Origin of the sequence: Nocardia carnea, assembly GCF_029868855.1 — a bacterium.
GTDB lineage: Bacteria > Actinomycetota > Actinomycetes > Mycobacteriales > Mycobacteriaceae > Nocardia > Nocardia carnea_A.
The window spans coordinates 1-23,852 of record NZ_JARWOV010000209.1 but is presented as its reverse complement, the minus strand read 5'-3'; the positions used below and the strand labels follow the sequence as shown (position 1 = coordinate 23,852).

Below are 23,852 nucleotides of genomic sequence, written 5' to 3'. Positions count from 1 at the left end.
ACTTATAGTGGTACCGCTCGTCGGCGCCCGCCGTTCCGGCTGCTTCACAACGAGGGAGAACTCATGACGCCATCCGCCTCGACGCTCCCACCACCACAGGACGACATGGCGCAGGTCGCCACCCTCGCGTACCTCCACAGCCCGGCCCGCCGGACCCTGCGGCCGCGACTGGTGGTGCTCGGGACGAGCATGGACGATGCAGTGAGCGCCGCGGGCGGGTGGATATTCGATCTCTCGATGGCCGGCTGGGAGGTCACTGTGGTAGCCGGCGACCTCGGCAGTCCACGGCCTGCCCGGATCCTGGGCGCGGAGGCACTCGATCTGGACTCCGCGTTCACTCACCGGCATCGACGACTCCGGCCACAGGCAGTGGCGATTTCGGCGGCGCTGATGGCCGGCGAGGACCGGCTGCGCGGACGAGTTCAGGAATGCCTCGACCGCGGGCTGATCGAGGTCTCGATCTGGGGGCGGCAGTTTGCCGAGGAAGCCGGTGACCGAACCGAATCCACCACACACCGGCTCAGTCACGCCGCCCGTGTCTTCAAACAACAGGCGCTGCGGGTCGTCCGCGGCGAGGCCGGGGCCGTAGCACCCACCGAGAATTTCCGCACCGGCATCACCTCCCGGTTCGCACCGCACGGTCGCGATCTGGTCCGCACCGATTGGCCGGTGAAATGACGAGAGAGGCCGTGCACGGCTACGGAATCGATGAAGACGAGGCCGGATTCGTCGCCGTGGTGCGGGATTTCGTCGACCGCGAGGTCGAACCGGTGGTACACCGGCTCGAACAGGCCGATATCTATCCGGAGCAATTGATCGAGCAGATGAAGCGGATCGGCATATACGGTTTGGCGATCCCGCCGCCGTGGGGCGACGGCAAGGTCTCCACGACCTGCTATTCGCTGGTCACCGAGGAACTCTCGCGCGGTTGGATGAGCCTGGCCGGGGCGATGGGCGGCCATACGGTCGTGGCGAAACTGCTGCTCGATTACGGAACCGCCGAACAGCGCGATCGCTATCTGCCCCGGCTGGCGACCGGCGAACTGCGGGCGACGATGGCGCTGACGGAACCGGGCGGCGGTTCGGATCTGCAGGCCATCCGCACCGTGGCCCGCCGCAAGGGCGACGGCTACGTGGTGAACGGGTCGAAGACCTGGATCAGCAATGCGCGCAGATCCGGCCTGGTGGCATTGCTGTGCAAAACAGATCCGGCGGCGGTCCCGGCCCACCGCGGCATCAGCGTCCTGCTGGTGGAACCCGGGCCGGGGTTCACGGTGTCCCGGGATCTGCCCAAGCTCGGATACAAGGGTGTGGAAAGCTGCGAACTCACCTTCGACGATTTCCGGGTACCCGCCGGCGCACTGCTGGGGGGCATCGAGGGCCGCGGGTTCGGGCAGATGATGCGCGGACTCGAGATCGGGCGGATCCAAGTGGCCTCGCGCGCCCTCGGGGTGGGCCGCGCGGCGTTGACGGACTCGATCCGGTACGCACAGGAACGCGAGTCTTTCGGCACACCCATCTGGAAGCACCAATCGATCGGTAACTACCTGGCCGATATGGCCACCGAACTGACGGCCGCTCGCCAGCTCGTGCACCATGCCGCGCGGTGCTACGACTCCGGCGCACGAGCCGATATGGAGGCGGGGATGGCCAAGCTGTTCGCTTCCGAGACCGCGATGAAGATCGCCCTGAACGCGGTGCGCATCCACGGCGGGTACGGCTATTCCACGGAATTCGACGTGGAGCGGTACTTCCGCGACGCACCGCTGATGATCGTCGGCGAAGGTACGAACGAGGTTCAGCGCACCGTGATCGCCCGCCAGCTCATCGAGCGCAATCGCAGCACTTGACATAAATATACGACTACGGATACTTATAGCGTAGGCCTCGGCACGGTGACGGCCGCGCAGATCTCTTGGCCGTAGCGCAGAGTCGCGAGGTGAATCCCCATGTCCGTTACCGAATCGTTCATCGACGGTGCCGCCGTGTCCTCTCCCGAGGTGTACGACAACATCGACCCCTCGACGTCCCGTTCCCTCGGGCCGGTGGCACGCGGCGGACCCGACGAGGTGGACCGAGCGGTCGGGGCGGCCCGGCGCGCACAACGCCGGTGGCGAACCAGCGCGCCCGAACACAGGTCGGCCGTGCTCGGCCGGATCGCCGACGCGATCGACACCCATCATGCGGAGCTCGCCCGGTACGAGTGCGAGGACACCGGCAAACCCGTGAGTCAAGCCCGCACCGACGTCACCGTCGCAGCCCGGTATTTCCGCTTCTACGCGCACGCGATCGACACCTACTACGGGCAGACCATCCCGTTGAGCAATGACCTGCACGTCTACACCCGCCGCGAACCGCTGGGGGTCACCGGACATATCGTCGCGTGGAACTATCCGATCCAGCTCATTGCCCGCGCCGTGGCGCCCGCGATCGCCGCGGGTAATGCCGTCGTGGCCAAACCCGCCGACGAAACACCGCGCACCGCGGTGGCGCTCGCCCGGATCGCCGTGGAATCCGGCCTGCCGGCGGGCGTCTTCAACGTCGTCACCGGGATCGGCGCCGAGGCCGGTGCCGCACTGACTGCTCACCCCGGCGTCGATTTCCTCGGTTTCGTCGGGTCCACCCGTATCGGCTCGGAGGTCGCCGCGGCCGCCGCACAGCGCGTGGTTCCGGCGGTCCTGGAATTAGGGGGCAAATCCCCGCAGATCGTCTTCGCCGACGCCGATCTGGATACCGCGGCGGAATTCGTCACCCGGGCGATCCTGCAGAACGCCGGACAAACCTGTTCGGCGGGTTCACGGCTGCTGGTCGAGGAATCGGTGCACGATGCGCTGGTGGACAAGGTGCTCCAGCGGTTCGCCCGGGTCACCATCGGTCCGGGCCGGGACGATCCCGGCCTGGGACCACTGATCTCCCGGAAGCAGCAGACGAGGGTCGCCACATCGGTGGCCGGGCTCACTCGGGGAGAAATCCGCTGCGGCGGAGCGGTTCCCACCGGGGACCACCTGGCCGAGGGGTGCTACTTCCCACCGACGCTCATCGACGGGGTCGATCCGGTGGCCACCATCGCGCAGGAGGAGATCTTCGGACCGGTGCTCACAGTCAACACATTCGCCGACGAAGACCAAGCAGTCGCCCTGGCCAACGGCACCGAGTACGCCCTGCTGGCGGCGCTGTGGACCCGGGACCTCTCCCGCGCGCACCGGCTGGCGGCCGAGGTCGTCGCCGGACAGGTCTACGTCAACACCTACGGCGCCGGCGGCGGTGTCGAATTGCCGTTCGGCGGTTTCCGGAAATCCGGGTACGGCAGGGAGAAGGGCCTGGCCGCCCTCGATGCGGTCACGGCCACCAAAACCGTTGTGGTGAAACTGTGAGCGCCCCGCCGGGCTCCGGACCACTCAGCGCACCGACCGGCCGCGTCCGCCGCTGCGAGAGACGCGCTACACAACAATGTCAGGAGATGTTCCGATGACGGAAACAGTCGCTTTGAGTCCCGAACTCGGAGCCGAACTGATCGATGCCGACGATCTGCTGTCCGATGCCACCGTCGCCCGGATCCGGGAGGCGATCAAATGGCGCGGCGTACTGCTGATTCGCGGCGCCCATCTCGACGACTCCGCTCAGCTCGAGCTGAGTCGCAAGCTGGGTACCGTGCTGGCTCCCGGCGGCAGGGAAATCTTCACCGTGTCGCTGGATCCCGGCAAGAATCCCACGGCCGAGTACCTCAAGGGAACCTTCTGCTGGCATATCGACGACACCACGAACCGGATACCGGCCAAGGCCACCATGCTCACCGCGCGGCACGTCGCAATGATCGGCGGCGGTACCGAATTCGCCAGCACCTACGCTGCCTACGAGAATCTGCCGGAGCCCGAACGTAAACGCTGTGCGGACCTGCGTGTGGTCCACAGCCTCGAGGCGGCGCAGCGTGCGGTGAACCCCGATCCCACCGAACGGCAACTCGCTCAGTGGCGGCGGATCCCCACCCACGAGAGCGCGCTCGTATGGCGGCGCCGGGACGGCCGGCGCTCACTCGTCATCGGCGCCACCGCGGACCATATCGTCGGCATGGACCCGGACAGCAGCCGCGAACTACTCGACGAACTGCTGGAGTGGTCCACCCAGGAGCGTTTCCGGTACACCCACGAATGGTCGGTCGGTGACCTGGTGATCTGGGACAACACCGGCATGCTGCACCGGGCCCTGCCCTACGATCCGGCCTCCGAGCGGACCATGCACCGCACGACCATCGCCGGCGACGAGGCATGGAACTGATCCCCGACCACGGCCACCCGCCCCGCGACAGGCAGGAAGAACATCCATGAACCAGGACACCTACGACACGGGGCGCCGAATCCGCACCCAGGTGCTCGGCGCGGACTACGTCCGCAACGCCGCCGGTGACGACTTCACCCAGCCGCTACAGGATCTCGTCACCGAGTACTGCTGGGGAGCGGTATGGGGTCGCGACGGCCTGTCGCCGAAAACGCGTTCCATGCTCAACCTCGCCATGCTCTCGGTACTCAACCGGCCGCACGAATTGCGCACCCACGTCAAAGGGGCGCTCAACAACGGTGTGACCCGCGACGAGATCCGTGAGGTGTTGCTGCAGATCGCCGTGTACGCCGGTGTCCCGGCTGCCGTCGACAGTTTCCGGATCGCCCGGGAAGTACTCGCCGAAACGGACAAAGGCTAATGGGCACCATGGATATCGGGTTGATCGGCCTGGGCAATATGGGGTTCCCGATGGCCGCGCGGCTGCGGGAAACCGGCCACCGGCTCGTGGTGTTCGACGCCCGCGCCGAGTCGATCGGCCGGGCCGTCGCGCTCGGCGCCGAGGCCGCGACCTCCCCCGCGGACGTGGCCGACCGCGCCGAGACGGTGCTGACCAGCCTGCCGACCCCGCAGGCATCGCTGGAGGTCGCGACCGGACGCCAGGGCATCATCCACGGTTCCCGGGTGCGCCGGGTCGTCGAACTCTCCACCATCGGTCCGCACGCTGCCCGGCAGCTGTCGGCGCTGCTGGCCGATCGCGGTATCGCCATGCTCGACTGTCCCGTGAGCGGCGGTGTCGCGGGGGCTCGTCACGGCACGCTTGCCATCATGGCTTCCGGGCCGGCGGACGAGTTCGCCTCCAGCACAGCACTTCTCGAGGTACTCGGCCGGCCGTTTCTGGTGGCCACCGAGCCCGGTGCCGGCCAGACGATGAAGCTGATCAACAATCTGATGGCCGCCACCACCCTGGCCGCCACTGCCGAAGTGATGGTCATGGGTGTGAAGGCCGGCCTGGACCCCACCGTGATGATCGATGTACTCAACGCCGGCTCGGGTGCCACCCACGCCAGCCGGGACAAGTTTCCTCGCGCGGTGCTCCCCCGCACCTTCGACTTCGGCTTCGCCACCGGACTGATGACCAAGGACGTCCGGCTCTACCTGCAGGAGGCCGCGCAGCTCGACACTCCGACCGAACTCGCCGAAACGGTCGCCCAGCGATGGGAGGAGACCACAGCGTCCGAGGGCCCGGACTCCGATTTCACCACCATTGTGAAACCACTCGAGGCGGCCGCCGGCGTGATCGTCGACGGAAGGCACGACCGCCGCGCCCGGACCGCGTTCTGAAAGTGGGGAGAGCGGTGGCTGCCCTCTTTCGGTCGTGTCGTAGCCACGCACGGCCGGGTGCCGCAGCAGGCAACGCCACCCGACCGGACCGGGGGCCTCTCACCACAGGTGCAGGAAGCTCCGGACGTCCTCATACCCGTCGACGGCCCGGCCGTCCACGTCCGACGGGTCGGCCTCGGCACGCGCCGCCAGCGACGTCGCCAGTGCGAGAGCTTCTTCGCTGAGTCGCCCGAAACGCCGAGCGGTGTGCCCCAGGCACAGGCCGGCCAGCCCCAGCAAAGGGCTACCCGGCGCAGCCCGCGTCCCGACCTGCACGCACCAGTGCTCGACGAACTCGACGTCGTCGTCGTACAACGCGGTTCCGACCAGCACAGTCGCGGCCTCCCCCGCAGCCGTGCGGTCACACAGAGCCCGCTCCAACGTCTCGACCACGACCTCGTGAGGCTCCGCGGGAGGGTTCTCGAAACTCATATGGGAGCACACCGCGTGAGACTGCGTGCCTTTCGGGCTCAGGCTTCGGTCAGCGGGAAGTGGCAGGCGGCGTACTGTCCTGGCCGGACTTCCCGGACCTCGGGTTCCTCCTCCGCACATCGCTGCTGAGCGCGCGGACAGCGGGTCCGGAACCGGCAGCCCCGGGGTGGCGCGAGTGGTGAGGGAATATCGCCGGCCAGTGCCGGACCCGCGAAACCCTCGTCGGGGTCGGCGAGCGGTACCGAATCGAGTAGCGCCCTCGTGTAGGGATGTGCCGGGTGGTCGTACACCTCGACGGCATCGCCGAATTCGCACACCTTGCCGAGGTACATGACCATGACGTTATCGCTGATCGTGCGCACGACACCCAGATCATGGCTGATGAACACCACGGTCAGGTCGTATTCGGCCTTGAGCTCGGAAATGAGATTGAGGATCTGCGCCTGCACCGAGACATCGAGCGCGGATACCGGTTCATCGCAGATCAGCAGCCGGGGATCGACCGCCAGCGCCCGCGCTATCGCGACACGCTGGGCCTGGCCACCGGACAGTTGCCGCGGTAGCGAGCCGGCGAGCCGCTCGTCTATCCCGACCTTCGCCAGCACTTCCTCGGACGTCGACTCGCGTTCTGCCGCGGGCTTTCCGGCCACGGCCAAGCCCTCGACCACGATCTCGCGGACCGGCCTGCGCGGGTTCAGCGAGGCCACCGGATCCTGGAAGATCATCTGCATCTCCCGCCGCAGACTACGCATGCGGCGGCCGTCGGCCTCGTCGATCTGCTCGCCGGCAAAGGCGATCCGGCCGGAGGTCAGCCGGTCCAGGCGGAGTACGGCCCGGCCGGTCGTGGACTTCCCGCATCCCGATTCCCCGACGATTCCGAGGGTCTCGCCGGGTAGGACATCGAAACTGACCGAGGACACCGCCTGAACGGTCCCGCCGTCGGTCTCGTACTCGACCACCAGGTCGCGCACACTGAGCAGCGCCGCCTCGTCGCGCAGATGCGCGGTTCCGCTACCTGCCATGGGTATCACCACCGGATTCTGAACGGGCTGTTACGGGTTCGAGAGCAGGATGCGCGCACGCCACCAGGTGGTCGGCGGCGATTTCGATCAATGCTGGACCGGGATCCTCACGACACACATCGGCGACGTGACTGCACCGGGGCGCGAACCGGCAGCCCGTAGGCGGTGCGACCGGATCCGGCAAACCACCCTCGATCAATCGCAGTGGCGCGTACCGCTGGTGTTCGATCGTCGGAGTGGCGCCCATCAGGGCCCGCGTGTAGCGATGGCGAGGGGCGGTGAAGACCTGGCGGGTCGCGCCACATTCGGCGAGCCGCCCGGCGTACATGACGGAGACCCGGTCGGTGCGACCGGCGACCACCGACAGGTCATGGCTGATCAACATCAGCGACATCCCCCGGTCCCGCTGCACGCGGCGCAGCAGATCGAGGATCTGCCGCTGGATCGTCACGTCCAGAGCGGTGGTCGGTTCGTCGGCGATCAGCAGGTCGGGTTCGCAGGCCAGGGCGATGGCGATCATCACTCGTTGCCGCATCCCACCGGACATCTCGTGCGGGTAGTTGCGTAGCCGGCGTTCCGGATCCGGGACCCCGACCTCGCGAAGGAGCTCGAGGGCGCGAGTTCTCGCTTCGGAACGGCCGGTTCCCAGATGTTTGCGCATGCCCTCGGTGAGCTGGCGTTCGACACGCACGACCGGATTGAGCGACCGTCCGGGGTCCTGGAAGACCATGGCGATCTGCTTTCCCCAGATGTCGAGCTTCTCCTTCTTGGAGAGCGCGAGGATGTTCCTGCCCCGGAACAGCACCTCACCGGAACATCCGGCGCGCGGCGGCAACAGGCCCATGATCGCCCGGGCCATCACCGACTTGCCGGATCCCGATTCACCCACCACGCCCAGGGCCTGAGCGCGGTCCACATCGAAGGACACATCGTCCACGGCTCGTACGACACCGCGTTCGGTACTGATATAGGTGTGCAGGTTTCGCACCTGCAGATTCGGTTCAGCACTCATGGTCTCAGCTCTCCTCCGGTCCGGCCCGCTACTCGGCGATCCACAGCTCCTCGGGCCGGACGGAGCCGGCGCCGTACATGGTGAGGCCGCCGACGTTCTTCCCGGTTGCGGCACCCGCGACAGTGCGGGTGTAGAAGACGGCGGGCACGAGGTCGATCAACCGCTCCTGAACCGCACGGTAGGCCGCCTTGCGCTGCTCCACATCCGTCGACGTCCGGCCGGTGTCGAGTGCCTCGTTCAGGGCCTCGTCGTCGATACCGGCGGTGTTGCGACTCGAATCCCCGTGGAAGGCCGTTCCCAGCCGCGGCTCGGGATCATCGAAGAACGCGCCGCCCGTCATCACGTCGAAATCGTGTGTATAACGGAGCTTGATCAGGTCGATGATATCGATGACCCGCACTTCGACGTCGACATTGTCGAACGCGCTCAGCTGCGCCTGGACGCTCTCCGCCAGCAGCCGGTTCTCCGTCTGCGCGGTGGTGGTGTAAGTGAACTTCACCGGCTTGCCCTCGGCCGCCAGCTCGTCGAACAACCGTTGCGCGGCCGCCGGATCGTGCGTGTGCAAGGGCAGATCCGGCGCGTAGTACGGGGAGGATTCGCGGAACAGGGTGGTCGGGAGTTCCCCGCTTCCGTTGTAGATGGTCAGATTGAGCGCGTTCACATCGAGGGCGGCCGCCACGGCCCGGCGGGCCCGGATATCGTCGAACGGCGCGCGCCGCGTGTTCATCGACAGGTGCTGTCCACCGTGCAGCGGCGACACCGCCGTCGGGAAACCTTGATTCTCCAGCTTTTCGATACTCCCCCAGTTGGAGCTGATGATCACATCCGAACCACCGCTGACCAGCGTGTTGTAGCCCTGAACCGAGTCACCGGAGGTACGTAGCTCGATCCGGTCCAGATACGGTTTCGGCGCATCCCAGTACTGCGGGTTCTTGACCAGCTCGATCACATCCTGCCGGGCCCATCGCTGGAGGGTGAACGGGCCCGCACCCACCGGGTTGCCGTCGAAGGCCGCGCGCCCCGGTTGCAGCGCCTGGGGCGAGGCAATCCAGTTCATCGAACTCTCCACGATGGTGTAGGCGAAATGCGGTACCGGGTGCCGCATCTTCACCCGGAGCGTGGTCGGGTTCACGACCTCGGTCGCCGCGATCACCGCCGCATCCTCGACATAGGACGATCCGTTGGCCGGGTCGGCGAAACGATCCCAGTTGAATTTCACGGCCGCCGCGTCCAGCGGGGTCCCGTCGGAGAACCGCAGATCCGGCCGCAGCGTCAGGTCGAAGGTGGCACCCCCGTCTCGCGTGGCGAAGCCGGTCGCCATGGAGTATTCGATCGCTCCGCTATCCGGGTTGTTGACCATCAATGTCCCGTACAAGGCGTTGCCGAGGACGGCGTTGATCACCCATTGGTTTCCCAGGGCCACCGGGTCGAGGGTGCGGGGTTCACTGATCTGGAGAATCTGTGCGGTACCGCCGGCCACCGGGTCGCCACCGGGGCCGGTGCCCGTTCCTGCTCCGGTACCGCCGCAGGCGGCCAGGGCGAGAGCGGTGCAACACACAGCGATCGAACGAAAAAGCGATGCTCGGAACATCATTGTTCCTCTCAGAGGAGAAGCGAGAAGTGAATCGGTGGCGGTTTCTGTATCCGGAAGGTTTGCGGCAGTCAGTTCTCGACCCAGAGTTCCTCCGGTAGCAGCGACCCGTAGCCGTACTGCACGACACCACCGACGTTTCTGCGGGTGACGACGCTGGGTTCATTACTGACCTGGAAGATCACCGGGACAAGCGCATTCAGCCGTTCCTGCACCCGTCGATAGGCGTCCGCGCGTTGCCGGCTCGTTGTTCCGGTCCGGCCGTCCTGCAGTGCCCGGCTCAACTCCGCGTCGGCTACCCCTGACAAGTTGCGCCGGGAGTTCCGGTGGAACACCGACCACAACGCCGGTTCCGGATCGGTGAAGTTCGCCGAGCTCGTCGTCATATCGAAGTCGTTCGTCCGGCGCAGTTCCACTACCTGGGTGATATCCGCGACCACGACCGCGACCTCTACATTGCCGAACGCGCTGAGTTGCGCCTGCACGTTCTCCGCGAGTGCCCTGATCTCCGCGGTGGGGCCGCTGGTGAAGGTGAAAGATACCGGCTTACCCTCGGCCGCCAGCTCATCGAAGAGTCGTTGCGCGGTTTCTCGGTCCGGCCGCGGGAGCGGCAGATCCGTGTGGAACGGCGAAGACTCGCCGAACAGAGTCTTCGGGACCCGGCTTTCGCCGTGGTAGACGGCGACATTGATCGCCTCGAGGTCGATCGCCGCGGCGACCGCTCGGCGTGCGCGCACGTCGTAGAAGGGCGGCCTGCGCGTGTTCATGGTCAGGGTCTGGCCGCCGTGCAACGGCACTGTGTCGGTCGGGAATCCGGCCGCGCGCGCCTCGGAGAGGCTCGCCGGATTCGTCTCGATCACCAGATCGGCACCCCCACTGATCAAGGTGTTGATCCGCTGGGCGGTATCGGCGTTGGCGCGCAGGGTGATCGCGTCGAGAAAGGGTTTGGGCGCATCCCAGTACGCGGGGTTCTTCACCAGTTCGATGGCGTCTCCGCGGGCCCAGCGCGTCAGCGTGAAAGGACCGGCCCCGACCGGATGTGCGTCGAACTGTTGTCTGCCCGCCGCCAGCGCGGCGGGCGAAGCGATCCAATTCAGCGAGGTCCCGTATACCGCCTCCGCGAAGTTCGGCACCGGCTCGGCCATCGTTACCCTCAGCCGGGTGTCGTCGACGACCTCGGTCGCGGCCACCATCGATGCTTCCTGCAGGTAGGCCGATCCGTTGGCGGGGTCCTTGATCCGGTCCCAGTTGTATTTCACGGCCGCCGCATCCAATGGGCCGCCGTCGGAGAACCGCAGATGCGGGCGCAACGTCAACTCGAACGTGGCACCCCCGTCACGGGTGGCGAAACTCTGCGCCATGGTGAATCGCAGTTCACCGGTCTCCGGATCGTTGATCATCAATGTTCCGAACAAGGCGTTGCCGAGCATGGCATTGAGCACCCACTGATTGCTCAGCGTTGCCGGGTCGAGGCCGCGTGGCTCCGTGATCTGGACGATGCGGGCGGTGCCGCCGGGTACCGGGAGGTCGCCGGCCGGCTTTTCACTGTTCGCACCGCTGCACGCGGTCAGCAGCGATGCCAGGCAGACAAGAGCTGCGACGAGCAGACAACAGCGTCGGATCATCATTCGGTACCTCGGTGCAGACACAGGATGGCAGTTCGGGAGTGGACGGGCGTCAGTCACGCATCGTGCGATCGAACCGGCCACGCAGGTGGTCACCCGCCTGGTTCAACGCGAAAACGGTGCAGAAGATAACTGCGGCGGGCACGAAAACCAGATGCGGTGCGGTGGCCAGACTGTCCTTGCCGTCGGAGATCATGCCTCCCCAGCTCGGTGTCGGGGGCGGGATGCCGAGCCCGAGAAAGCTCAGGGAGCCTTCCGCGACGATGAGCGCCGCCATGACGATCGGCAGATAGGCCAGCAACGGTGGCAGCACATTCGGCAGGATTTCCCGGCCCAGGATCCGGCCGTGCCCGGCACCCATGTTCCGGGCGGCGAGCACGAACTCCCGGGCCGTCCACGTCAGCGTGTTCGCCCGGGCGAGCCTGATGAACGACGGGATGATGATCAGCGAGAGGCCGACCATGAGGGTGGGCAGTCCCGGAGTGAAGACCGCGGTCAGCGCCATCAGCAGGATCAGCGGCGGGAAGGCCAGCATCGTATCGCTGAGCAACCGGATCCCCGCGTCCGTCCGCTTCTGGAAATAGCCGCCCAGCATCCCGATACTCGACCCGAGCGCCGACCCGATGAGGGTCGCGACCGTACCGATCAACAACGACACCTGGGCGCCGTACACGCACCGGGACAACATCGACCGCCCCAGATTGTCGGTGCCGGCGAGAAGGTCGAGCGATCCGAGTTGCGGAGGTTGCCGCGGTGGGCCGACGGGGATCGAATACGACGCCAAGGGCAGCAGATCGGCGAAGATCGCCGCCGAGATCATCACGACCAACCAGGCGTAGGACAGGTACACCAGTATCGAGCGAGGTTTGCGCACCCGCGGGACTACCGGTTTCTCCGGCGCCTCGACCCGCTGCCTACGCTCGATCTCGACTTGTGCTCGAGTCATATCGTGGCCACCTTCCTGACCCGGGGGTCGATCAGCTCATAGCTCGAGTCGACCAGGATGTTGATGACGACATAGACGACCGCCATGAATGCCACGATTCCCTGCACCATGATCAGATCCCGGGACACGATCGAGGAGGCGAGCAATTGGCCGAGTCCGGGGAGCGAGAACAGCGTTTCGACGATCACCGTCCCGCCGATCAAACGCCCGAGATTGATTCCCGCCAAGGTGATCAAGGAGAACGACGACGGCCGCAGCGCATGCCGGAACATCACGTACCACTCGTTCATTCCTTTGGCGCGGGCCGCCCCGATGAAATCCTCACGCAGCGTGGTGATCAGGTCCGTGCGCAGCAACCGGTGGAATGCGGCGATCTCCATGAGCGCCATCGCGATGGCGGGCAGCAGAGCAGACTGCAGGTTCAGCCCGATGCCGTCGCCGATGCGGTTCCATCCGGTCACCGGAAGCCAGCCCAGCTCTACTGCGAAGAAGTAGATGAGTATCGGGCCGGCGACGAACGCGGGCACCGAGAGAAATACGGAGGAGAGCGCGGCGGTCCCCCGGTCGACCGGACTTCCCGGCCGCATCGCCGATATCACGGCGAGAAAAACCGCACTGACCAGTGCGATGACGAGTGCCATCGCGGCCAGTTGGAATGTCACCGGCAACCGCTCCGTAATCGCCGTCGTCACCGATTGTCCCGTGAGCGGTGAGGTGCCCAGATCACCTTGGGCGGCGTTGGCGACCCAGTTGAGGTATTGCACCCATAGTGGTTCGTCCAGCCCGAGTTTGCTGTTCAGTGCGGCGACGGCTTCCGGTGTGGCGGCGTCACCGAGGATGACCTGCGCCACCGATCCCGGTGCGAAACTCAGGAGCACCACGACCGCCAGGGTGACCAGCAGGACCACCAGCAGACCTCTGCCCAGTCGCCTCACGATGGAGAACATCATCCACCTTCGCCTTTCCGGAGCGCGCGACCGTACGACCCGGCGCCCGGGGGGCGCCCGGCTCGCGATTAACGGTCTGATGCGGGCTCACGCAACCACGATGAGAATTGGATTCTTCTCATAGAGATTCATGGTCGCGCACTGGGTAGAATCATATTCTACATAGGGCGGGGGTGTGACAAAACGGCAAAAGATTTTCGAAGCCGCCGGTAACTGTGCGCCGCGGGCCCCAGCTCCGAGTTCGCCGGTATCTCCTCGGCCGGGGGCGCAACGAGGCCGCAGCCTGCGCCCCGTTCGATACCGGCCCGAACTCACCCGGCAACTACGCAGCCACCCTGCAACAGCGTTTTACCGCTGCGCAGGCCCCGGTGGGTTCGATGAACAGATGAAATGCGGTGACGGTCAGCGCATACCGACGCGATCGCGGTCCGGGACCCGTGCGGTCAGACCTTCTTCCCCGATCCAGGGATCAGCATTCCCGCGACCACCGTGCCGACCGCGATGAGTGCGGCACCCAGCAGGAAGGCCGTGGCATAGCCGTCACTGAGGGCTTCCGGCGACCGGTCGTCTCCCGTTGCCGCGGCAGCCGCCGTCGCCAGGACGGCCAGGCCGAGGGCGCCACCGAGCTGGCGGGAGCTGTTCAGCAGCCCGGAAGCCATCCCCGCGTCCTCGGCCGGAACTCCTTGCATGGCGATGGTTCCCATGATCACGAAGCTGGCGCCGATACCGATACTCGCCACCACGGAGGGTCCGAGAATATCGGTGAGGAACGATCCGCCGGGCCCGCCCAGCCCGAACCAGGCGATACCCAGCGCGCCGAGAAGCCCCCCTGTCACCAGGGCGGCGCGGGGGCCGAACCGGTTCACGACAACAGCTACGAGGCGCATCCCCACGACGGCGCCGAGCGCGAACGGAACGAATGCGATACCGGCCTCGGCGGGTGAGAACTCCAGCACGGTCTGCATATGCAGCGAGACGAAGTAGAAGGCGGTCAACTGGCCCGCGGTGATCATGAAACCGAACACGTTGGCGCCCGCGACACTTCCGTTGGCGAGCAAGCGCAACCGCATCAGCGGTTCGCGGACCCGTGTTTCGACCGCGACGAACGCGGCCAGCAGCGCCACGGCGACGGCGATGGTCCCGATGGTCACGGCGGATGCCCAGCCGTACTCGTCGGTCCGTACGACGCCGAGGATGAGCAACAGCATCCCCGCCGTGACCAGGAGCGCACCGGCGATATCGAGCCGGGGCCGCTCGCCTCGGCGCGCCCCGCCGATTCCGGTCGCGGCCGTGAACGCAGCGGCGACGACGATCGGCACATTGATCAGGAAAACCCAGCGCCAGTCCACGAAGTCGGTGAGCAGACCACCGGCGACCACACCGAGTGCGCCACCGAGCATGGTCGCCGCGGCCCACAGGCCCACCGCTTTGGTTCGCGCGGGACCTTCTTCGAAGGTCACGGTGATCAGCGCCAACGACAACGGCGACAGTGCCGCGGCGCCCAAGCCTTGTATCGCCCGGGCGGCAACGAGCAGAGCCGGGTCGGTGGCCAGACCACCCGCGAGGCTGGCGATCCCGAAAATCGCCAGTCCGGCCAGCATCGTGCGACGGCGGCCGATCACATCGCCGAGCCGTCCGCCCAGCAGCAGGAAGCCGCCGAAGACCACGGCGTAGGCGTTGACGATCCACTGCAGCGCGGCGGCCGAGAGCTCGAACTCGGATCGGATCGCCGGGAGCGCCACGTTCACGACGGACAGGTCCAGGGAGACCATGAACTGCACGATCACCACGGTTGCCAATACCGCGGCCGGCTTGTTCGTCACCGGCACCGCGGCCGGCTCGTTCGTCGGCGACATCTTATTCTCCACAATCCTGGATCGACGGCACCTCAGCGGTTTCCGTCGACGCAGAGCTGCGTTTCGGGTGCCGGGACGCGCGTCGTGATGCCCCGTTCCGCGCGGCGGACACCACGAACTCCATATTTAGTAACGTGTGTTTTTAATATGGTTAGCACAGCCTTACCCCCTTGTCGAGAGCGGCCGCGGACAGGAGCTCCTGCCATCGGTGAAAACCCTTGCCTGCGAACCCGCGCCGGCAACGGGACAGTGCCGACCTACGATGGGAACGCCGAGCCGATCGGCGGCGATCATCCGGATGACCTCGACGTGGCGGATCAGGATCGAAGCACCCGTGGACTCGATGGGCCGGCCCACCCGGCCGAGGCGGTCGAGACCACTCGACGCAGAATGGATGATCGTGCCGAACCCCGAACCCCGCAAACGCGGCCGACCGGTTCGCCTCGACCGCGAAACAATCCTCGCCGCGACCGACCGGATGCTCACCACCGACGGGGCGAAGACGTTCAGCATGCGACGTCTCGCCGGTCACCTCGGCGTCAGCACGGCCGCGATCTACCACCACTTCCCCACCAAAAGCGCGCTGTTCTTCGCCGTTCTCAACGCCCGCGCGGACGAACTCCAGCGCCCGCAACTCCCCGCGGAGCCGCGGGCCCGGCTGGCCGCGATCGTCACCTACCTCATCGACACCCTGTACGAGCTGCCCTGGGTGGTCGACATCCTCGTCACCGGTGAAACCTACGGCCGGGCGGCGATGTGGATCCTCGACGAGTTCGTCGCCACCGCCGCGTCCTTGGGTGCCACAGATACGCAGGCGCTGTACATGTACTCGGTGATGTGGCGTTTCACCCTCGGTGAACTCAGCGCCCGCCGGGCGGCCGACGAACGCTCCGCCGCCGTCCGGCGCGGGCGGGCACCGGCACACTGGACCGAATCCACCACCCCGGACCTACTCGACGATCTGCCGTACGTCGCCCGCTTGGTACCGCAGTGGACCACCGTGGCAGACAGCTACGACACGGGGAAGGCCGTTCGTGACATCATCGACGGATTGGTCGCGAATCTCGGCACGTCCGGCAGCAGCTAGTGCGCCCACCGGCGGACATCGGTACTGCCACCGTACCGGCCGGCGCCGGTGGTCACGACTTTCGGCCAGGCGCCGCGGCCCCCGCCCGGGCGCTCCGTTCGGCCCGGTTCCAGGCCCGGCGGGTGAGCAGACGCAGGCCGTTGAGTCCGACGATCACCGTGGAACCTTCGTGGCCGGCCACGCCCAGCGGTAGCGGAAGGTGGCCGAACAGGTCCCACAGCACCAGGACGGTGATGAAGGTGGCGGCGATCGCGAGGTTGGCGAGCACGATGCGGCGGGCCCGCCGGGCCAGAGCGATCACGGTGGGAATGGTGTTCAGGTCGTCGCGAACCACGACCGCGTCGGCGGTCTGCAGGGCCAGATCGGATCCGGCACCGCCCATGGCTATTCCGACGTGCGCGGCGGCAAGGGCCGGTGCGTCGTTCACACCGTCCCCGACGACGGTCATCCGCTCGCCGGCGCGCTCGAGCCCCCGTATGGCGGCAACCTTGTCCTCGGGCAGCAGCCCGGCGCGCACGTCGGTGATCGCTACCTGTGCAGCCAGTTGTTCACCGGTCGCCGCGTTGTCGCCGGTCAGCAGAACCGGTGCGGTTCCGGTCGATCCGGTGATTCGGGAGACGGCGGCGGCAGCCTCGGGGCGCAGTTGATCGGTGAGTCCGAGAACGGCGACGGGGTTCCGTTCGCACAGGACGACCACCGCGGTGTTCCCGCGCTGTTGCAGTTCGTCGACGATGCCGGCCGCGGCGGGCGCTGCCGGGTCGTGAGCGGCGAGTAGTGCGGCGGGCGAACCGACTTGGACGAATCGACCGTCGACGAGCGCCGATACGCCCCGGCCGGGTCGGGCACTGAATTCATCGGCGGCAGGCAGTGACAAGTGGCGGCGGCGCGCGGCACGCACGACGGCGGCGGCCAGCGGATGTTCGCTGCCGTGTTCGGCGGCGGCGGCCAGCCGCAGGATCTGCTCCTCGGTGTACGGGCTCCCGGACAGCGGCCGGATTTCGGTGAGTTCGGGGACGCCGCGGGTCAGCGTGCCGGTCTTGTCGAACGCGACGCGAGTGGTGGTGCCCAACCGTTCCATCACCACGGCGGATTTGACCAGCACCCCGTGGCGCCCGGCGTTGGCGATGGCCGCGAGCAGCGGCGGCATCGTCGCGAGGACCACCGCGCACGGTGAAGCGACGATCATGAAGGTCATGGCGCGCAACAGCGCTGACTGCACATCCGCGCCGAACAGCAGCGGCACACCGAAAACAGCGAGCGTGACCGCGACCATGCCCACCGAGTACCGCTGCTCGATCTTCTCGATGAACAGCTGGGTTTTCGCTTTGGTACGGCTGGCTTCTTCGACCAGCCCGGCGATCCTCGCCACGACGGAGTCCTCGGCGCGGCGGTCCACCCGGATCCGCAAGGCACCGGTGCCGTTGAGGGTTCCGGCGTACACCTCGTCGCCGGTGGATTTCTCCACCGGCATCGATTCACCGGTGATCGTGGCCTGATCCACCTCGCCGGCGCCGGCGGTCACCGTCCCGTCCGCGGCGATCCGGTCACCCGGCCGCGCCAGGATCACATCGCCGATCGCCAGATCCGCGGCCCTGACCGTCTCCTCACCACCATCGCCGGTGAGCCGGGTGGCGGTATCGGGGGCCAAGTCCAGCAGACCGCGCAGCGAATCCTCGGTCCGCGCGGTGGCCAGCGCTTCCAAGGCACCGGAAGTCGCGAAGATGACGATCAGCAGCGCACCGTCGAGAACCTGGCCGATCGCGGCGGCACCGATCGCCGCGACCACCATCAGCAGATCGACATCGAGGGTCTTCTCCCGCAAGGCACGCAGGCCGGCCAGGCCCGGTTCCCAGCCGCCGGTGGCGTAACAGGCCAGATACAGCGCCCACCACAGCCATACCGGTGCCCCCAGCCCTTGCGCGACCAGACCGAGCAGGAACAGCGTCAGCGCCGCGCCGGCCCAGCGCGCCTCGGGGAGTGCGAACACCCCGGTCCGCCGCAGCGGTGCACGCAGCGTGGCAGCCGGTCGACTGGGCGTGACAGTGGTCGCAACCACGAGAAACCTCCAAAGCTCGGAGCAGGACCGCCTCACGATAACAGAATAAATGAACACCTATTCATCTGTTCAGAATCGATGAGCTAGACTCCACGCTCATGGGACATGGGGTCGAAGGCCGCGACCGGCCCGCCGCGCGATTGGACGCCGAGTCCGCCGCGCGCGTGGCGACCACACTCCAAGCGCTCGCCACCCCGAGCCGGCTGCTGATCCTCACCGAGCTCCGCCAGGGCTCGCGCGCTGTCTCCGAACTCGCCGAAGCGGTCGGTATGGAACAGTCGGCCGTTTCCCATCAGCTCCGACTGCTGCGCAACCTCGGCCTGGTCACCGGCACCCGGTCGGGCCGCAGCATCGTCTACGGCCTCTACGACAACCACGTAGCTCAACTACTCGACGAAGCCGTCTACCACAGTGAACACCTCCGCCTCGGCCTGCCCGACCACGACGAAGCCGGTACCGAGACACCCTCCACACAAACCCCCGCCTGACGACAGAGGTTCCGTCCCTGTTTCGGCACCGGTTTCACCGCCCGCCTCGCGATCGGGCAGCGCCCCATGACGATTACCGCACTCGGCGACTACCTCACGGCGTTGCGCGCACTTCTCGCCGGCCGGACGGCCGTCGTGGACGGTAAGCCGGTCCGGATGCTGCACGCCGCCGGGCTCACCGCCCCACGACCGGTCGATGTGCCGCTGTGGCTGAGCGCGTTCGGCCCCAGAGGAACAGCCCTCGCCGCATCCCCCACGGACGGCGTGATCGGTGCGATGAGTACCGAGTTACCCAGTGCGATACTGGTTTCCGGCACTGTGCTCGCTGCCGGCGAAGACCCGGACTCCGACCGTGTCCGCGCAGCGATCGGCCCATGGCGTGTCATCGACTGGCACAACGCCTACACATGGGGCGACGAGGAGGCTGTCGATGCCTTGCCGGGCGGCGAGAACTGGCGTAGAGCACTCGAGGACAGACAGGTCGCTCAGCGGCTGGGCCGGATCGCCGAGCGGGGTTTCGGCGAAATCATCTACACACCCAGCGGCCCGGACGTCGCCGCCGAACTGCGGCGTTTCATAGCGGCCGGGCCGGAATATTTCGGCTCGAGCAGCTGCGATTCGTGAGTCATCCCGTTGCTGGGGCCGGATGTCTACAAGCCGGGCTCGGGCGTGACCCGCTGATCGTTCAGCCGTTCAGTACCGCGCGGGCGGATTCGGCGAGCCGGACGGGCCGCTCCGACAGGTCCGTCACGTCGATATCCTGCTCACCCATCACTCCGGCGCGGAAACGCGCCGCCACGCCCTCCGCGATGGCTGCCAGCCGCCACAGCGCGAAGGCCCGGTAGTAGGGCAGGTCGTCGAGGGATCGGCCGGTGGTGTCGGCGTAGCGGGAAAGCACTGCGTCGATGTCGAGGTAGCCCTCGGCGGGGTCCGGAGCCCAGCCGAAGGGCTCGGCCGAGGTCCAGGCGGTGGTGAGCCAGCCGATATCGGCCATGACATCGCCGACGGTCCACAGCTCCCAGTCCAGTACTGCTCGCACGGTTCCGTCGGTACCGATCAGCAGATTGCCCGGACGGAAGTCGCCGTGGGTGATCCCGGTCCAGCGCTCGCCGGGCATCCGCCGGGTGAGCAGCTCATGAACCTCCCAGACGGGCCCGGGTCCGACGCCGCCGGCGGTGAGCTGTCGGTGCCACCGGCGCAGCTGGCGTTCCAGATAGCTACCGGGTCTGCGCAGCTCGGCCAGCGGTCCGGTGGTGGTGTCGACGGCGTGGACGGCGGCGAGCGTATCGACGATATTGCGGGAGGCGGCGGCCCGGCTCGCCCGGGGAATCGCGGCGGCGGACGCGGGGTCGTCGGGGACGATGCCGTCGACATACTCCATGACGTAGAAATCGGCGCCGGTCACGGCGTGGTCGGTGCAGCATCCGAGAACCGGGGGTACGGGGACCCGGGTCGCTGCGAGCAGGTCGAGGATCCGGAACTCGCGTACGACATCGTGTGCGGAGGCGAGGATGTTCCCGGTGGGCGGCCGGCGAAGCACCCAGCCCGCGCCCGACCCGTCGTGTACGCGATAGGTGAGGTTGGACCGGCCGCCGGTGATCAGATCGAACGTCAGCGGAGGCGTGGTCCCGGGGATGTGCTCGGCAAACCAGGCGGTGACCCGCTCGATATCGATACCGGCGGCGACGCCCGACTCGGCCGGTAGGTCATTTTCGTCGCGAGTCATCGATTCGCCTCTCCTCGGTCCTGCCACCGGTGCCGTACTACCGGCGCTCCGTCTCTGCCCAGTCTGCTTTATATGAGACGTTTTGCGCTAGTGCCCCATATTAGGAGCCGGTCAGAAGGGAGCGACGCACTCCGGAATCGGGGACGGGCGCCGCAGAACCGGTGTACGGGTCCGCGTCATACCGCTGCGAGCGGACACTCGGCCGCCTTGCCGGCACAGCAGCTACGTCGGCCACGCCATGGCATCGGCGGGTATCAGCACGGGCAGGCGAAAAGAGACCCCCGGGGAGGCGAGCAAGGGCCCGGCCGGTTGCGCACCGAACCGGGTATGCGATCACGATCCCGCAGTAACGGGGGCGGCGAGTCCCTGTTCGTCGATCATCCGCTCCAGTACGACGAGCGTGTCGTCCAGGCCCGGCCCCGAACGGCGGCCCGGGGTGAATGTCGCGGGCAGTTTACGCATCCCCTGGATCACCCCGATGGTGTCGTAGTGGACGGTCCCTTCGGGGTCGCAGTGGAAGTCCGGAATGCGGTCCAGCACTGCGATCAGCATCCGCTTGAATACCGTGCGCGCGAGATTGGACCCGATACAGCGGTGGATGCCGAGCCCGAAACTGGTGTGCCGATTGCCTTTACGGTCCAGGACCACGGTGTCGGGGTCGGGGAAGACTGCGGGGTCCCGGTTCGCCATCGCCCAGGACAGCCACAGCCGCTCACCTTCCTCGAAGTGCTGGCCGGCGATATCACAGTCCGCGGAGATCGTGCGGCCGTCGCCGGGCGCGGGGGTGAAGTAACGCAGGAATTCCTCGGTCGCGGAATTGAGCAGGAGATCGCGTTCGCGACTGAGGGTTTCCCGCTCGGCGGGATGCTCGGACAGCCATTCCAGTGAGTGCGCGGTCAACGCGGTGGTCGTATCGAACCCGCCGCCGATGAGCAGCCCCAGCATGCCGAGCAGATCGATGTCCTCGGGCTTTTCACCGTCGATTTCCAGTCGGGCCAGCCCGTCGATCAGCCCGGGCCGCGGGTTCTCGCGGATCTCGTGCAGGTTCGCCAGCAGGTCCAGGCCCATCGCCATGTTGAGTTCCTGGACCCGCTCCCGATCGGGTGAATCCGGTGGGGTGTACACCACCGCGTGTGAGGGTTCGTTGTAGACGACCCACTTCGCCAGCGGTATTCCGAGCATGCCCAGCGTCACGACAGCGGGGACGATATTGGCGAGATCGTCGACGAAGTCGATCCGCCCGGACTCGATCTTCTCGTCGAGGCACGCGCGCACCAGTTCGTCGATGAAGGGCTCCCACCGGCGCACGGCACTCGGCGACAGGTAGGGGTTGAGGACCGCCCGGAACAGCCGGTGCTCGGGATCGTCCATTTCCAGGATTCCGTTGCGCATGGGCATCGGGGTCTCGGCGAACGGAATGGTGATACCGAGATATCCCCGGCGCTCGTTCTTGTAGTCGCGATCGTTGGATACATGCGGGCACCGCGCGAGCTCGAACACTTCGCGGTGGCCGGCGGCGACCCAATGGCCGCCGTGAGTGTCGGTCCAGGCCACCGGGCATCGCTCGTGCATTTCGCGGGTGATCGCGGCGAACCGGCCCCGGTACTCCGGGGTGTGGCGGTCGAAGTGATACAGCTTGCGTTCCCGGCCGGAGTCTGTCGATGGGTGTGCTGTGTCCACTGCTGTTTTCCTTTCGAGGGGCGAGAACTGGTGCTTGTTCACCTGCCTCGTGGTTTCGGCGCGCTGAGTTCGCGCAGCGCGGCCGAGAACAACTCGTCCATCTGCGGGCTCAGGCCCGACAATGTCGCGGCGTTCGCGTACCCGGCCGGACCGAAGACGCGTTCGAGCGTGTCGGTGGTGGTGGCCGCGCCGATGGTCAGGCAGAGGCTCGCGATCCCTTCGGCGCGGAGTTCCTCGACCGCCTTGCGGGTGTCGGCTTCCGCGTAGCGGCTTTCGTAGCCGTGGTCGTACGGCAGGGCGTCGGTGAGGACGAGCAGCAGGCGATACGGTGTGCCCGCTTCGGTGTCGAGAATGCGGCCGGCGCCGCGGATACCGGCGCCGAGCCTGGTGTAGCCGGAGGGCTCGAGCTGCGCGAGTCGCGCCCGCTCGACCGCACCGAACCGCCGGCCGAACGTTTTGATCGCCGGCAGGTGCACGGCGTGGCGGCTGTCGGAGCGGAACGCGTAGACAGCGACGCGGTCGCCCAGTTCCTCGAGCGCCGTGGCGAGGACGGCGGCCGCCCGGCGGTGGTGTTCGTGGACGGCGAGGCCGTCGGGATCGGTATCGGTGGCGGAACCGGACGCGTCGAGCAGGATCAGGACACCGAGATTCCGGGCCACTTTGCGGGATTCGGCGTACACGTTCTCCGCTGGTGAGTGGCCCGACCGGATATCGACGACCAGATCGAGCAGGGCGTCGATATCGAGTTCGTCTCCGTCGGCACGCCGGCGCAGGACCTTGGGGCCCAGGCCGACTCGGGCCAGGCGGCGCCGCAGCACGTCGTCGGGTGGGATACCGGCGGCGGCGATATCGGCGTCGGTGGTCAGCGGGAAGTCCACGACCCGGCACCACTCGGGCCGGTACCGGTTGTCGTGGACGTCCCATTCCGGATACCACGCTCCGCCTGTTCCGGTGACGGCACCGGGTTTTCCGTCGACGACGAATTCGATCGGGGTGGGCAGTGGCCGGGCATCGCCACCGGCCGTGCGGCCCCGCCGGGCGGCTCGAACCCGCATCTGGGCACCGGCGTCGCTGTCGCCGGGGGCACGCGAGGTGCCGAGCAGTTTCCGCAGCAGATCGGCGAGCTTCTCCGAGTTGGTCAGCGGATTCTCGAAAAGTTTCAGGATGCGGCTGGTGCCGGCTCCATCCCCGTTGCCGTCCTCGTCGTCCTCGGATTCGAGCTCGCCGGGGAGATCGAATTCCAGCCGCAGGTCTTTATCGGTCGCGCGAGCACTGGGCCCGGTGCCGGACTTCAGTAATCGTGCGGAGTCGATGACGCCGAACCACTCCGGTGGATCGGTTACCACCGCCTTACTTCTGGCGAGGGCGAGTGATTCGTCGGCGGAGGCGGTTGTCGCCGACCCGTCCGGAACGAGTGCGGCGGCGAGCGGAACGTCGCGCCCGAGCTGGGTAAGCGCCCGCCCGCCCTCGAGCGCCAGATAGCGGCGCGCGACGCGCGGACGTCCCCGCAGCCCCTTGACCACCCGTGGGTCCAGACTTCCCGCCCGGAGCAGAGCGCATTGCACCAGTATTTCGCTGCGCTGACGGGCACGGGATCGGCCCGCCGAGACGAAGACGGCGTCGCCGTCGGTATATGCGGCGGGGGGGGGGGGGGCGGGGCGCCCCCGCGGCCCGCCGGCGCGCCGGGGCGGGGGGGCGGGGGGGGCGGAGCCGACCGGGCGCCCGG

At 67.2% G+C, this 23,852-nt stretch carries 21 protein-coding genes; 9 read left to right on the top strand and 12 right to left on the bottom strand.

Annotated features, from left to right (window positions below):
• The first annotated feature begins 63 nt into the window (after positions 1-63).
• The 6 genes from QH195_RS19985 to QH195_RS19960 all read left to right on the top strand — a co-directional run bounded on the left by QH195_RS19985 (position 64) and on the right by QH195_RS19960 (position 5,619).
• Positions 64-678: a hypothetical protein gene (locus tag QH195_RS19985; protein ID WP_280436541.1), complete on the top strand. Its 615-nt coding sequence runs from the start codon at positions 64-66 to the stop codon at positions 676-678.
• Positions 675-1,850: an acyl-CoA dehydrogenase family protein gene (locus QH195_RS19980; RefSeq protein WP_280436540.1), complete on the top strand. Its 1,176-nt coding sequence runs from the start codon at positions 675-677 to the stop codon at positions 1,848-1,850. Before QH195_RS19985 ends, QH195_RS19980 begins: the two co-directional genes overlap by 4 nt.
• Before the next feature lie 99 nt (positions 1,851-1,949).
• Positions 1,950-3,374: an aldehyde dehydrogenase family protein gene (locus QH195_RS19975; protein ID WP_280436539.1), complete on the top strand. Its 1,425-nt coding sequence runs from the start codon at positions 1,950-1,952 to the stop codon at positions 3,372-3,374.
• A 94-nt stretch (positions 3,375-3,468) separates the two neighbouring features.
• Positions 3,469-4,275 carry a TauD/TfdA dioxygenase family protein gene (locus tag QH195_RS19970; RefSeq protein WP_280436538.1) on the top strand — a complete coding sequence of 269 codons (807 nt, stop codon included), beginning with the start codon at positions 3,469-3,471 and terminating at the stop codon, positions 4,273-4,275.
• Between the two features lie 46 nt (positions 4,276-4,321).
• Positions 4,322-4,696 carry a carboxymuconolactone decarboxylase family protein gene (locus QH195_RS19965; RefSeq protein ID WP_280436537.1) on the top strand — a complete coding sequence of 125 codons (375 nt, stop codon included), beginning with the start codon at positions 4,322-4,324 and terminating at the stop codon, positions 4,694-4,696.
• 8 nt (positions 4,697-4,704) lie between these two features.
• Positions 4,705-5,619: an NAD(P)-dependent oxidoreductase gene (locus QH195_RS19960; protein ID WP_280436536.1), complete on the top strand. Its 915-nt coding sequence runs from the start codon at positions 4,705-4,707 to the stop codon at positions 5,617-5,619.
• Positions 5,620-5,718: 99 nt separating this feature from the next.
• Here the strand turns inward: QH195_RS19960 and QH195_RS19955 are convergent, their stop codons facing one another.
• The 8 genes from QH195_RS19955 to QH195_RS19920 all read right to left on the bottom strand — a co-directional run bounded on the left by QH195_RS19955 (position 5,719) and on the right by QH195_RS19920 (position 15,089).
• Entirely contained in the window at positions 5,719-6,090 is a 372-nt protein-coding gene (locus QH195_RS19955; RefSeq protein ID WP_280436535.1) for a hypothetical protein, read from the bottom strand.
• A gap of 38 nt (positions 6,091-6,128) precedes the next feature.
• The gene (locus QH195_RS19950) at positions 6,129-7,112 is read right to left on the bottom strand and encodes an ABC transporter ATP-binding protein (RefSeq protein ID WP_280436534.1); all 984 of its coding nucleotides are present in this window, start codon (positions 7,110-7,112) and stop codon (positions 6,129-6,131) included.
• Positions 7,102-8,124, bottom strand: a complete 1,023-nt coding sequence (locus QH195_RS19945; protein ID WP_280436533.1) for an ABC transporter ATP-binding protein — start codon at positions 8,122-8,124, stop codon at positions 7,102-7,104. Before QH195_RS19945 ends, QH195_RS19950 begins: the two co-directional genes overlap by 11 nt.
• Before the next feature lie 28 nt (positions 8,125-8,152).
• Entirely contained in the window at positions 8,153-9,682 is a 1,530-nt protein-coding gene (locus QH195_RS19940) for an ABC transporter substrate-binding protein (protein ID WP_280436532.1), read from the bottom strand.
• Between the two features lie 104 nt (positions 9,683-9,786).
• Positions 9,787-11,343: an ABC transporter substrate-binding protein gene (locus tag QH195_RS19935; protein WP_348536807.1), complete on the bottom strand. Its 1,557-nt coding sequence runs from the start codon at positions 11,341-11,343 to the stop codon at positions 9,787-9,789.
• 49 nt (positions 11,344-11,392) lie between these two features.
• Positions 11,393-12,286, bottom strand: coding sequence for an ABC transporter permease (locus tag QH195_RS19930; RefSeq protein ID WP_280436531.1), 894 nt, complete (start codon positions 12,284-12,286; stop codon positions 11,393-11,395).
• Positions 12,283-13,233, bottom strand: coding sequence for an ABC transporter permease (locus QH195_RS19925; protein ID WP_280436530.1), 951 nt, complete (start codon positions 13,231-13,233; stop codon positions 12,283-12,285). The genes QH195_RS19930 and QH195_RS19925 overlap by 4 nt, the downstream gene beginning before the upstream one ends.
• A 443-nt stretch (positions 13,234-13,676) precedes the next feature.
• The gene (locus tag QH195_RS19920) at positions 13,677-15,089 is read right to left on the bottom strand and encodes an MFS transporter (protein ID WP_280436529.1); all 1,413 of its coding nucleotides are present in this window, start codon (positions 15,087-15,089) and stop codon (positions 13,677-13,679) included.
• A 394-nt stretch (positions 15,090-15,483) separates the two neighbouring features.
• On the opposite strand from QH195_RS19920, the gene QH195_RS19915 reads away from it, so the two are divergent.
• Entirely contained in the window at positions 15,484-16,176 is a 693-nt protein-coding gene (locus QH195_RS19915; RefSeq protein WP_280436528.1) for a TetR/AcrR family transcriptional regulator, read from the top strand.
• Between the two features lie 52 nt (positions 16,177-16,228).
• Here the strand turns inward: QH195_RS19915 and QH195_RS19910 are convergent, their stop codons facing one another.
• Positions 16,229-18,232, bottom strand: coding sequence for a heavy metal translocating P-type ATPase (locus tag QH195_RS19910; protein WP_280436527.1), 2,004 nt, complete (start codon positions 18,230-18,232; stop codon positions 16,229-16,231).
• 98 nt (positions 18,233-18,330) lie between these two features.
• Between QH195_RS19910 and QH195_RS19905 the strand changes: the two genes are divergently transcribed.
• Together QH195_RS19905 and QH195_RS19900 are read left to right on the top strand one after the other, a co-directional pair.
• Positions 18,331-18,720 carry an ArsR/SmtB family transcription factor gene (locus QH195_RS19905; protein ID WP_280436526.1) on the top strand — a complete coding sequence of 130 codons (390 nt, stop codon included), beginning with the start codon at positions 18,331-18,333 and terminating at the stop codon, positions 18,718-18,720.
• A 66-nt stretch (positions 18,721-18,786) separates the two neighbouring features.
• Positions 18,787-19,344: a hypothetical protein gene (locus tag QH195_RS19900; RefSeq protein WP_280436525.1), complete on the top strand. Its 558-nt coding sequence runs from the start codon at positions 18,787-18,789 to the stop codon at positions 19,342-19,344.
• A 61-nt stretch (positions 19,345-19,405) separates the two neighbouring features.
• Here QH195_RS19900 and QH195_RS19895 read toward each other — a convergent pair whose 3' ends face one another.
• The 3 genes from QH195_RS19895 to QH195_RS19885 all read right to left on the bottom strand — a co-directional run.
• Positions 19,406-20,446 carry a phosphotransferase family protein gene (locus QH195_RS19895; protein WP_280436524.1) on the bottom strand — a complete coding sequence of 347 codons (1,041 nt, stop codon included), beginning with the start codon at positions 20,444-20,446 and terminating at the stop codon, positions 19,406-19,408.
• A 333-nt stretch (positions 20,447-20,779) separates the two neighbouring features.
• Entirely contained in the window at positions 20,780-22,126 is a 1,347-nt protein-coding gene (locus QH195_RS19890; RefSeq protein WP_280436523.1) for a cytochrome P450, read from the bottom strand.
• Positions 22,127-22,164: 38 nt separating this feature from the next.
• A partial coding sequence (locus QH195_RS19885) for a nitric oxide reductase activation protein NorD (RefSeq protein WP_280436522.1) occupies positions 22,165-23,852 on the bottom strand: 1,688 nt, incomplete at its 5' end.

Bases quoted from the DNA above. Each gene is read 5' to 3' on its own strand.
- QH195_RS19950 (WP_280436534.1), bottom strand. From the start codon at position 7,112: ATGGCAGGTAGCGGAACCGCGCATCTGCGCGACGAGGCGGCGCTGCTC.
- QH195_RS19925 (WP_280436530.1), bottom strand. From the start codon at position 13,233: ATGTTCTCCATCGTGAGGCGACTGGGCAGAGGTCTGCTGGTGGTCCTG.
- QH195_RS19920 (WP_280436529.1), bottom strand. From the start codon at position 15,089: ATGTCGCCGACGAACGAGCCGGCCGCGGTGCCGGTGACGAACAAGCCG.
- QH195_RS19945 (WP_280436533.1), bottom strand. From the start codon at position 8,124: ATGAGTGCTGAACCGAATCTGCAGGTGCGAAACCTGCACACCTATATC.
- QH195_RS19965 (WP_280436537.1), top strand. From the start codon at position 4,322: ATGAACCAGGACACCTACGACACGGGGCGCCGAATCCGCACCCAGGTG.
- QH195_RS19930 (WP_280436531.1), bottom strand. From the start codon at position 12,286: ATGACTCGAGCACAAGTCGAGATCGAGCGTAGGCAGCGGGTCGAGGCG.
- QH195_RS19975 (WP_280436539.1), top strand. From the start codon at position 1,950: ATGTCCGTTACCGAATCGTTCATCGACGGTGCCGCCGTGTCCTCTCCC.
- QH195_RS19955 (WP_280436535.1), bottom strand. From the start codon at position 6,090: ATGAGTTTCGAGAACCCTCCCGCGGAGCCTCACGAGGTCGTGGTCGAG.
- QH195_RS19960 (WP_280436536.1), top strand. From the start codon at position 4,705: ATGGATATCGGGTTGATCGGCCTGGGCAATATGGGGTTCCCGATGGCC.
- QH195_RS19970 (WP_280436538.1), top strand. From the start codon at position 3,469: ATGACGGAAACAGTCGCTTTGAGTCCCGAACTCGGAGCCGAACTGATC.
- QH195_RS19935 (WP_348536807.1), bottom strand. From the start codon at position 11,343: ATGATGATCCGACGCTGTTGTCTGCTCGTCGCAGCTCTTGTCTGCCTG.
- QH195_RS19985 (WP_280436541.1), top strand. From the start codon at position 64: ATGACGCCATCCGCCTCGACGCTCCCACCACCACAGGACGACATGGCG.
- QH195_RS19980 (WP_280436540.1), top strand. From the start codon at position 675: ATGACGAGAGAGGCCGTGCACGGCTACGGAATCGATGAAGACGAGGCC.
- QH195_RS19915 (WP_280436528.1), top strand. From the start codon at position 15,484: ATGATCGTGCCGAACCCCGAACCCCGCAAACGCGGCCGACCGGTTCGC.
- QH195_RS19900 (WP_280436525.1), top strand. From the start codon at position 18,787: ATGACGATTACCGCACTCGGCGACTACCTCACGGCGTTGCGCGCACTT.
- QH195_RS19895 (WP_280436524.1), bottom strand. From the start codon at position 20,446: ATGACTCGCGACGAAAATGACCTACCGGCCGAGTCGGGCGTCGCCGCC.
- QH195_RS19905 (WP_280436526.1), top strand. From the start codon at position 18,331: ATGGGACATGGGGTCGAAGGCCGCGACCGGCCCGCCGCGCGATTGGAC.